Origin of the sequence: Synechococcus sp. 65AY6A5, assembly GCF_002760415.1 — a bacterium.
Lineage (GTDB): Bacteria > Cyanobacteriota > Cyanobacteriia > Thermostichales > Thermostichaceae > Thermostichus.
In genome coordinates this window covers 1,127,574-1,135,737 of the sequence record NZ_AXUW01000001.1, presented here as the reverse complement: position 1 = coordinate 1,135,737, position 8,164 = coordinate 1,127,574, and the positions used below count along the sequence as shown (strand labels likewise).

The window sequence follows — 8,164 nt, the reverse complement described above, 5'->3', positions numbered from 1 at the left end:
ATGTAGCTGTCGAGGTTATACCTTCTCGCCCTACCGGATGGTGTACGTACTGCATGGATCCAGCTTTTCTGTTCCCATCGCCTCAAGGTGTGGAGACACACTCCAAAATAATCCGCCGCTTCTCTCGGTTTTACATACCTAGCCATACCAAGCAGCCATACTGAACATACTGGGCATTATTTTCAGTATAGTCCAGCATATCATTGACTAGAGTCATGCTCTGTCTGTCTGGGTTTGCCTGTTGGGGAAGAGGGCGGCGATGGCAGGATCCCACAGCGTTTGTTTTGATCGGGCTGCCGACTTTTACGATGCTACCCGCAGCTTTTTCCCCGCTGTAGAGGAAGAGATCGCCGATGCCATCTTGGCGACAGGGGGAGCCACTCCTGAGACCTATTTTCTCGAGGTGGGCATTGGGACTGATTCGGCGTGGCTACTCCTATTGCGGCGTCGATATTTCTAAACGGACGTTAGCTGAGCAGGTGGAAGCCTTCTCAAGGGGCTCATGTGCAGCAGGTAGCGGCGGCAGGTAGGTGTCTGCGCATCCACCCAGAGCCAGGCAAGTCTTGTAGGAAGGGTTTTCTTGTGGACATTGCGGCTGGAGGGGTGACGCCGACCTGAACGGTGCAAAGGTTACCGCCCTTTTGGGGCGTTCTATAAACCAGCCCCCCTGCCCCGCGTATACGGGGGGGTTCGGGGCTTGCTTGCTCTCTAAGCGAGCATGCTTCAGGGCTACTGTTCGCGTCAGCCGGACGGAGTCCTTCAACCCCATCCGCTTACGCGGGGCCGCACTTCTCTGGCTCGGCCTGCCCTCAACTTCCCAGACCTTCAGGGTAACCTTGCTAAGATTTCCATGGCAGGGATCCCGGGCTATGCAAGGCGTACTGCTGATCCTTTACATGTTGTTTGTCAGTGGCCTGATTGCCGTTGTCGGGGATCGGGTCGGGTATCGGATTGGCAAAAAGCGCCTCACCTGGTTTAACCTGCGTCCCCGCCACACGGCCGTTTTGGTAGCCGTGATTACCGGCGTGAGCATCTCGGCGCTGACCTTGGGCACGCTGCTGCTCCTCAACCGCTCTCTTTCGGAAGCCCTGTTCAGCTACACCAACCAAATTGCCCAGGCAGAGCAGGAGCTGCGGGCCCTCAACCGCCAGAAAGCTCTGCTGGAAGCGGAGAATGCCACTCTCAGAGCCGAGCGAGACCGCCTCAAGCTGGATCTCGACCAATTTCGCAGTCAGCAATCGGCAGCCCAGACACGCCTGAGCGAAGTCCGGGATCAACTGGCTATGGCGCTACAAGAGCGGCAAGAGGCGGAGGCGAAGCTGGCGGCAGCCAACGAGCAACTGGCCCAAGTGCAGCCCGGCCTGGAGCGGGCCCAGGCGGAGTTGGAGGCGGTGAAGGCAGAGGTGGAGGCGGCCCGAAAGATGATTGCCGATCTGGAGTCGCAAAAGCAGGCTCTGCAACTGGATCGGGATCAACTGGAGCGCTCTCTGGATACGGCGCAGACGGCCCTGAGCCAACTGGAAACTCAAAAAAAGCAGCTTGAGCAGGAGATCGCGCAGCTCAACCAGTTAGCGGTGCGGCTGCGGCGGGGAGAGCTGGCCATTCTGGCGGGAGAAGTCCTGGCTACAGGAGTTGTGCAAACGCCAGCAGGGGCAGACCCGGCGGCAGTCCGGCGGCAGTTTGAGCGAGTTTTGGCCCAGGCAGAACAGCGGGCCCTTGCCCTCGGCTCCCGGCCCATCCCCCCTCTGGAGAACGCCATCCTCATCCGCCGCGAGGAGGCCGACCAAGCTCTGGAAAAGTTGAAGGAACCTGGTAGCTGGGCAGTGCGCATCCTCTCCCTCACCAATCGGCTTAAGGGAGAGCCTGTGCCTGTGCTGGTGGAGATTTACCCCAACCAGCGCATCTTCGCCAGGGGATCCGTGCTGGCGCAGGGTGTAATCCAGCCAGGCTTGAGCGAGAACGAAATCCAACAGCGGCTGCTGGAGCTCCTCAACCAGGCCAATCAGCGCTCCCAGGCAGAAGGCCTCCTCTCGGATCCCATCACCGGCACTGTCGGAGAATTCTCGCAGGTGAAGTTCTTGGAAGTTGTGCAGCATCTCCGCCAGAGCACTACCCCCCTGGATGTGAAGCTGGTTGCTGACACCGACATCTACACGGCGGGGCCGCTGCGGGTGAGTTTCCTGATGGCGGAGGCCTCTGGCCAGCAGGGCACCACCCCCGTTCAGCAGGCGGGGCAGATTGGGGGATGAGGGATCCACTCCATCTGGGCGGGCTGGAAGAGGGGCGAGTGCTGATGGGTTTTGACCCGGGGCGGGACAAGTGCGGCCTTGCCGTGGTGCAAGTTCAGCCGGCGTGGCAGGTCTTGCATCGGGAGGTGGTCTCAGCCGGGGAGGCCTTGGCCAGGTTGCAGGCCCTCTGGCAGCAGTTTGGGGCGGAGCGGCTCATCCTGGGAAATCAGACAACGGCGCGAGGCTGGAAACGGCAACTGGAGTCGCTCCTCCCACCCCAACAGATTGTTCTGGTGGACGAGAGGCACAGCTCAGAAGAAGCCCGGCGGCGCTACTGGGATTTTTACCCACCGCGGGGATGGGAGCGGCTGTTGCCCAAGGGGATGCGGGTGCCGGACAAGGCTTACGATGATCTGGTGGCCCTGATTCTGGTGGAGCGGTACTGGCGTGGGCAAGCAAGGGCTGAGCCGACGTGAATTTCTGTACGGGCTCCTGCTGGGGCTGGCGGTGGCCGGCTGTGGCGGGCCTAGGGGCTCTCTGCCCCTCATTCTCGCCCTTAAACAGGGGATCCCGGCCAGCTTGGTGAACGAGTTTCGCCGCCGCACCCAGGTTCGCTTTCGGCTGCAACTGTTGGACGAGCGGGCCCAGTTGCTGGCCTACCTGCAGCAGAGCGTCCAGCCGCCTGAGCTGGCCTGGTGGGAGCCGGGGAGATGGTTCCGGCGACAGCCGCCAGCAGCGGCCCTGAGCCTGTTGGGAGCTGACGTCTTGGATCGGGCCATTGCTGCCGGTTGGCTGGATCCCTTGCCACCTGACCTCTTGGGAGAACGGTGGCAGCACTTGGATCGCCGCTGGCAGGCTGCTGCCCGGCGAGAGGGGCAGATCTGGGGCGTGCCCTGGCGCTGGGGGGTAACGGCCATTGCCTACCGCCGCGACCGGGTGAGCGACCCCATCCGGGACTGGGCGGATCTGTGGCGGCCTGAGCTGGCCGGCAAACTCACCCTGCCCGATCACCCCCGGGAGGTGATCGGGCTCGTCCTCAAAAAGCTGGGCCGCTCCTACAACGATCCCCTCGATCCCGAAGAGGCCGAACTGCGGCGAGAGCTGGGATCCCTGCACCGCCAGGTTCTGGCCTATACTTCCGCCGACTACTTGCCCATGTTGCGCCTGGCCGATAGCTGGGTGGCTGTGGGCTGGTCGCAGGATCTCTATGCCACCCAGGCCAACTACCCCGAGCTGGAGGTGGCGATCCCGGCTTCGGGATCCGCCATCTGGTGGGATGTCTGGGTGCGGCCGCATAGAGCTCACAACGCTTCCCCAGAGCTGGAAGGATCCCTGCTGGCCGACTGGATTGACTTCGTCCTAACCCCAGAGTTCGCCCCCCGCCTGGTGAACTTGAGCGGGATCCCTTCGGTTTGGCCGCTGGATTTGGCCCAACTCTCTCCTCGGCTGCGTCGCAGGGCTGACTTTCAGCCTTCTACCTGGGAGCGCGCCGAGATTTGGCGGCCTCTGAGCCCCGCCGAAGCCGAGTCCTACCTCCGCCTCTGGGACCAGATGCGGCGCGGCCTCTTGTAGCCCGGCTTTTTCCGACCCCGGCGGCCAAGGTGTGAGAACCGGCAAGTCTAGGGAGGCAACCAGGACCCTCTACTTGTCCTTTTTGCTCTTTTTGCCCGCTTTGGGTGTCTCCGCGACGGCCTGTTCCAGTTGCAAGCCAGCAGGGTCTGTGGCCGCCTCTGCAGAAGGCTCAACCGCCTCAGGGATCCCAGACGCCTCTGCTTCTACAGAAGGGAGAGCTGCCTGCGGCTCTGTTGCAACCTCCCCCTCAGCTTTCGCATCGACAGGAGGCTCAACTGCCTCGGGGATCGCGGATCCCTCTGGCTTCTCGGCCTCAAACTCCGTCTCCGGCACCCCTGCCCTAGCCGACTCAGACCTCTCCTGCCGGTCTTCACCCTCAGAGCGGGGCGAGAGGGTGGGCGGTTCGGTGGGGTTGCCTTCGCTATCGACCCAGTTGACCGTGGTTTGGGACTTCAGCCAGGCCATCACCTTGTTGGCGAGCAGATCTTCGTGGACTGCTTGGCGGACTCGCTCCCGATCCAGCTTCTGCCCTTGCTGCGCATAGGCCGCCATCACCTCTTCCACCTCGACTTCCAATTCGTTGGGGCCTACGGCAATCTGCTCCTGCCGGACGATAGCGCTCAGAGCCAAGGTGCGCCGCAGCCGGTTGATGGCCTCGGGCCGGTGGCGCTCCATCAACTGGTTGAGAGTTTCCGGCGGCAGTTGGGACAAGAACTTGCGGATCTCTCCCGGCGTGACCCCTTGCTGCTGCTGCAGCGACTGAAGGCTTCGGGCCAGCAGTTGTGTCGTTTCTTGCTCGACTAGGGTCTCCGGCAGATCCACCTCGGTGGTTTCCAAGATGGCATTGAGGATGGCCGTCTCCAGGTTCTCCTCAGATTGCCGCAGGGCATCTTGCTCGAGGCGCTTTTGCAGGTGTTCCCGCAGTTCGGCCACCGTCTGAAACTCGCTGATCTCCTGCACAAAGGCGTCATCCAGCTCCGGCAGCTCTTTGGTCTTGATCTCTTTGAGGCAGACGGTGAACGTAACCGTTTTCCCGGCCAACTCTTTTCTGAAGTAATCGTCGGGGAAAGTAGCTGTGATCTCCTTGGTTTGGTCGAGCTGCATGCCGACCACGCCCGCCACAAAACCAGGGATGAAGTTCTCCTCTTTGAGCTCCAACTGAAAGTCCTGGGCGGCGATTTCCTCCAGAGGATTGCCCTCGGCATCGCGGGCTTGAAAATCGATCACCACCACATCCCCCAACTGGGCGGGCCGATCCTCCACCGGCAAGAGGGTGGCCCGCTGATCCCGCCACCGGTCGATGAGCTGGTCGATCTGTTCGGGCTTGACGGTGACGCGGGTGGCCGTGACGGTCAGGCCCTTGTATTGGCCGACACGGGCTTCGGGGTACACCTCCACATACCCCGAGAAGCTGAAGTCGGCCTCCGGGTTGAAGCGATCCAGAAGCTGCTCCACCTTGTCGTCCAGCTCGAAGCGGCTGATGGGATGCAGTTGGGTGTCCTTGAGCGCCTGTTGGATGGCCTCGTTGATCAGGTCATCGACGGCACTGGCCATGACGCGCTCGCGGCCCACCTGGCGTATCACCAGGTTGCGGGGAGCTTTGCCCTTGCGAAATCCGGGGATCTGGATATTCCGCTCCAGTTGGCGCAAGGTTTTTTCGTAGGAGCGCTTAACCTGGTCGGCTTCTACCACGATCTTGAGGCCAACCCGGCTGCCAGGACGTTTTTCTTGTGTGACCTGCATAGGAAGTGATGGGCTAGTGGAAGAGGCAAGCAGAACTTCAATTTTACCCCAACTGCTTGGAGATCGACGGGATCCATTCGGAACAGTTCTAGGCAGGGGATCCCTCTGTGGTGACTTCCTTAACGTCCTGAATGTCTTCCTGGGGCTCGGCACGCTTGCTGGGGGGCAGTTGCTTGACTTTGGCTTCCAGCTCCACCACCATTTCCTTCAGCTCGCTAATGGTGACTTCCTTTTCTTGCAACTGCCGATTTTTCTCGCGGGCTTCGATGCTGAATTGGAGACGCATCCAGAGGCTATAGAGCCAGGCAAGGGCGGCCCCGATCCCGGCAGAGGCCAACAGTTCGATCGCCAGCGGGCTTTCAACGCTGACGCCGGGGGCAAAGGTAATCGTGACCGGGCTGGCGTTTTGCATGGCGAAAAGAGCGATTCCCAGGAGGGCCGAGAACAGGATCAGGTAGTTGAACAGTCGCATGCTTTTCTCCTCAGAGGGATCCACGACGGCTTGCCAGCACCAGAATACCCACAAACGGGGGTTGATTTGTTGGCCCAAGAGATCTCAGAAGAACCAGCCATAGCTGTGTAAGCCTTTGCCCAGAAAGTTCACCCCCAGATAACACACCCAAACCACCCCAAAGCCCAAGCTGGCCAAGAGAGCGGGGCGCTTGCCCTGCCAGCCTTTGGTGATGCGGGCGTGCAAATAGGCGGCAAAGACCAACCAGGTGATCAAGGCCCAGGTTTCTTTGGGATCCCAGCTCCAGTAGGTGCCCCAGGCTTCGTTGGCCCAGACGGCGCCGGCAATGATGCCGATGGTCAGCAGCGGGAACCCCAGCCCGATTAGCCGGTAGCTGGTGTTGTCTAAGATTTCCGCCAGGCTCAGCCGTTGCAGCGGGATCCCTTCGGGTGCCGGTTGGGGAGGGGGTTCAGCCGGTCGGGGGGAGCGGATCCCGGCGTAGACCAGTTCTGCAGCGGGCGATGGCAGGGTGGCTTCTGTCCATTCGGGGTGGGTTGCAGGCTGGGAGGGTCCAAATTGCAGGCCGAGGGAGTTGCCCTTTAACTGAACTTCCTGGCCGCGGGTGACGATGAGAAAAGCGATGGCCAAAAGGGATCCCACCAAGAGGGCTGCATAGGCCAGAAGCATCACCGTTACATGCATCATCAGCCAGTTGGATTGCAAAGCCGGCACCAGTGGCTGGGCCTCCTGCATATCTGCCGGCAGGGCCAGGGCGGCAAAGGCCACAACGCCCGTCGCCAGCGGGGCGGTCGTCACCCCCACCCAACGGCTACGAGTCCAGTGGAGAGCCAGCAGATGCAAGGCGGTGATCCCCCAGGCCAAGAAAAACAAAGACTCGTACAAGTTACTCAAGGGGAAATAGCCGGCATCGATCCAGCGGGCCGTCAGCAGGGCGGCGATCGTCAAGTTCGCCCCGATCATCCCCGCCAAGCCCAGCTCCGACAGAAGCTGCACCTGGGGAAACGCTGCCCCGCCCCAATAAAACAGCATGGCCCCTAAGCAAACGGCAAAGGCCACGTTGTTGAGCAAAGCCTGCCACTGAGCTAGATCCAGGCCTGCAAGGGCCGTTATCGCCAACACAGCCATACCTGACCTCAGAAGTTCTCCTGACCTGGCTTGGGCCAGACCGCTGATCCCATTCTAGGGCGGGGGAGGGGATCTTCCCCAAAGGACACATGCTGGTAATGTGGGGATGGCTTATCTGCAGCTCGGCAGGATACCGAAAGTGTTGGGATGTGAGGCTCATGCAAAGACACGCGGGAAAGGCCAGAACCTGGAGATGGGGATGGTGGATGGCTCTGGTGGCGGCTCTTGTGCTGGTCGCTTGCGCTGGATCCCCGCTTGAACAGCCCCAGGAACAGCTACCTCAGCTCGAGCGGGTACCGGTGCCGCCGGAGATCGCCAAGCTGGATGCCTACTTGGAGCACTGCCGTCCGCGAGTACAGATCCTCAGCCCCCAACCCGGAGAGGTGTTGTCGGAGCGGCAAGTAACCGTTCGCTTTGCGGTGCAGGGGTACCCGCTCTTTAAAGATCCGCAACTGGGCCTTGGCCCCCATCTGCACGTGGTGCTGGACAACCGGCCCTACATCGCCCATTACGACGCCGATGCTCCCCTCGTTTTCGAAGATTTGGAGCCGGGATCCCATACCCTGCGGGTGTTTGCCGGCAAGCCCTGGCACGAGAGCTTTAAAAACTCCGAGGCCTACGCCCAGGTCAGCTTCCACGTGCTCGCCTCCACACCGGAATATGTGCCGCAACCGCAGTTGCCCCTGCTCACCTACAACCAGCCCAGCGGCAGCTACGGTGCCGAGCCGATCTTGGTGGATTTTTGGCTGGCCAACGCCCCGGTGCGCGAAAGTTTGCTGACCGACCTGCCGCGGGATTGGCGCATCCGCTACACCCTCAACGGCCAGTCCGGCCTGCTGGATCGCTGGGAGTCTTTTTACTTGAAGGGCTTGAGGCCCGGTCGCAACGTGATGGTGGTGGAGCTGGTGGACAGCAAAGGGGATCCCATCCGCAATGTGTTCAACAGCGCTGCCCGCGAGATCACCTACACCCCCGGGGGCCAAGACACGCTCTCCAAGCTGATCCGCGGCGAGCTGAAAGCGGA

General features: G+C 61.4%; 8 protein-coding genes and 2 pseudogenes. 6 read left to right on the top strand and 4 right to left on the bottom strand.

Going from position 1 to position 8,164, the window contains the following annotated elements:
* Positions 1 to 146, bottom strand: a 146-nt coding sequence (locus tag SYN65AY6A5_RS05370; RefSeq protein WP_143597139.1) for a MerR family transcriptional regulator, incomplete at its 3' end; no start/stop codon positions are given.
* A gap of 113 nt (positions 147 to 259) precedes the next feature.
* Between SYN65AY6A5_RS05370 and SYN65AY6A5_RS05365 the strand changes: the two genes are divergently transcribed.
* The 5 genes and pseudogenes from SYN65AY6A5_RS05365 to SYN65AY6A5_RS05350 all read left to right on the top strand — a co-directional run bounded on the left by SYN65AY6A5_RS05365 (position 260) and on the right by SYN65AY6A5_RS05350 (position 3,800).
* Positions 260 to 460, top strand: coding sequence for a hypothetical protein (locus SYN65AY6A5_RS05365; RefSeq protein ID WP_099812186.1), 201 nt, complete (start codon positions 260 to 262; stop codon positions 458 to 460).
* A gap of 68 nt (positions 461 to 528) precedes the next feature.
* Positions 529 to 665: pseudogene (locus SYN65AY6A5_RS14340) on the top strand (RNA-guided endonuclease TnpB family protein); the annotation flags it as partial.
* Positions 666 to 869: 204 nt separating this feature from the next.
* Complete coding sequence (locus tag SYN65AY6A5_RS05360; RefSeq protein WP_011430099.1) at positions 870 to 2,249, top strand: DUF3084 domain-containing protein; 1,380 nt, start codon at positions 870 to 872, stop codon at positions 2,247 to 2,249.
* Positions 2,246 to 2,704, top strand: a complete 459-nt coding sequence (locus SYN65AY6A5_RS05355) for a Holliday junction resolvase RuvX (RefSeq protein ID WP_049749742.1) — start codon at positions 2,246 to 2,248, stop codon at positions 2,702 to 2,704. The genes SYN65AY6A5_RS05360 and SYN65AY6A5_RS05355 overlap by 4 nt, the downstream gene beginning before the upstream one ends.
* Positions 2,676 to 3,800, top strand: a complete 1,125-nt coding sequence (locus SYN65AY6A5_RS05350) for an extracellular solute-binding protein (protein WP_011430101.1) — start codon at positions 2,676 to 2,678, stop codon at positions 3,798 to 3,800. The genes SYN65AY6A5_RS05355 and SYN65AY6A5_RS05350 overlap by 29 nt, the downstream gene beginning before the upstream one ends.
* Before the next feature lie 69 nt (positions 3,801 to 3,869).
* Here the strand turns inward: SYN65AY6A5_RS05350 and tig are convergent, their stop codons facing one another.
* The 3 genes from tig to ccsB all read right to left on the bottom strand — a co-directional run bounded on the left by tig (position 3,870) and on the right by ccsB (position 7,140).
* On the bottom strand, positions 3,870 to 5,543 hold the full coding sequence (tig, locus tag SYN65AY6A5_RS05345; protein ID WP_011430102.1) for a trigger factor: 1,674 nt from the start codon (positions 5,541 to 5,543) through the stop codon (positions 3,870 to 3,872).
* Positions 5,544 to 5,631: 88 nt separating this feature from the next.
* On the bottom strand, positions 5,632 to 6,015 hold the full coding sequence (locus tag SYN65AY6A5_RS05340; RefSeq protein WP_011430103.1) for a LapA family protein: 384 nt from the start codon (positions 6,013 to 6,015) through the stop codon (positions 5,632 to 5,634).
* 84 nt (positions 6,016 to 6,099) lie between these two features.
* Positions 6,100 to 7,140 (bottom strand): c-type cytochrome biogenesis protein CcsB, encoded by a 1,041-nt coding sequence (ccsB, locus tag SYN65AY6A5_RS05335; protein ID WP_099812184.1) that lies wholly within the window; start codon positions 7,138 to 7,140, stop codon positions 6,100 to 6,102.
* A gap of 206 nt (positions 7,141 to 7,346) precedes the next feature.
* On the opposite strand from ccsB, the pseudogene SYN65AY6A5_RS05330 reads away from it, so the two are divergent.
* A pseudogene (locus tag SYN65AY6A5_RS05330) lies at positions 7,347 to 8,164 on the top strand (hypothetical protein); the annotation flags it as partial.